The organism is Streptomyces sp. NPDC005574 (assembly GCF_040605435.1).
GTDB lineage: Bacteria > Actinomycetota > Actinomycetes > Streptomycetales > Streptomycetaceae > Streptomyces.
The window spans coordinates 1-1437 of sequence record NZ_JBEXCW010000323.1; the positions used below are offsets into that span (position 1 = coordinate 1).

1 protein-coding gene is annotated in these 1437 nt (G+C 61.4%); it reads left to right on the forward strand.

All coding sequences use genetic code 11. The features are described from left to right. The coding region (locus ABZT03_RS44490; protein ID WP_356050046.1) for an RHS repeat-associated core domain-containing protein at positions 1–1021 on the forward strand (1021 nt) is incomplete at its 5' end. Positions 1022–1437 lie beyond the last annotated feature (416 nt).

The window sequence follows — 1437 nt, forward strand, 5'->3', positions numbered from 1 at the left end:
CCACGAAATGAACACCGACCTCGGCACCATCAACATGAACGGCCGCCTCTACGACCCCACCGAAAACCGCTTCCTCACCCCCGACCCCCTCATCAAAAACCCCGCCAACGGCCAAACCCTCAACCACTACAGCTACGTAGAAAACAGTCCCACCAACCTCACCGACCCCACCGGCTACGTCTCCTGCGCCTTCGTCCACACCGGCGAATGCGAGGACTACAGCGCCCCCGGAGCAAGCGGCGGCTTCACCGGCGCCGGCACCGACGCCGTCCACGGCGGCACCGGCTACATCGGCGACGGCGACCAAAACCACAGCTCAGACCCCGGAGACAACACCGCCGAACTCTGGAACAACGCCAACGCCGCAGACGCCGCCGCAGCACAAGCACACACCAACCACACCACCAACGGATCCGACGACAGAGGACCCGTCACAGCAGAAATCGCCTTCAGCACCGATGCCTGCGTATCCGACCCCATGAGCGGCGCTTGCCTCGAACCCGACCACCCCGACTACGACCCCGACGGCCTGACAAAGGCACTCGCAGCATCCGCCGGCGGCGCCCTAGGGATTGGCGTAATAGTAGGCGCTGCGATAGCTACCGGACCCGCCATAGTCGTCCTCGGAGAAGTAGGAGCAACCTGCGGCGGAACAGGCGTCTGCCAAAAGGTAGCCGACGAAATCGAAGCAGCCCTTCCAGAAGCCGAGGTTACCGCCGCAGAGGCAGAGGCAGGATCCGCTGTCGCGCAGGAGGTAGTTCAGAAAATCGTGAACACTAACGGAGGGTCGGCCGCCGCGGAGATTAATGCCACGATTGCCCGCAGCCAAGCCCTGCGCCAAACCGTCTCGGCCTTGCAGGGTGAGCTGGCGAGGGTGCGCATTTCGCCCGGGGATGATGTGGAGGAAGCCGCCATGAAAATGGGATTCTCGTCAAAGGAAAAATATTTCGAATATTATGACGAGATTCGTCACTCACTAGCGGCAACTAAGCAGCTTTTGCCGCCCGATGCGGAATGGTAGTGGGACTGACGGCTGGGCGATGAGAGTCGGGTGAACTGAGAGGTTCCGTGACGCACGAGCTAACTCACCGAGCAAGCGAGATTTTTCTCAACGAATACTCTCGTTATTGCTTGGGCTGAGGGACTGCGGACGAGCATGAAGCCCCTGGTAGGACAGGTCTTTCTCACAGGACCGTATGTTCACCGGGGGCTCCACGCTGGTCACGGTGGATTAGCATGATTGTCGCAACCACGCTGGTCACATGCTGTCGCAGCGGTGTTGGAGCGGTGGCGAGTTGGCCTCGATTCGTCAGGGGTTGTGAGCTGCTGACCGGTTGGTCGTTTCGCCCCTTTTGTCCCTGATGGTTGGGGATGGGGCCGTCGCGTGTCGCTGCGGCTGCGCTCGGGTTCCACGGCACCGAGGGTGGTTGTCTTCCT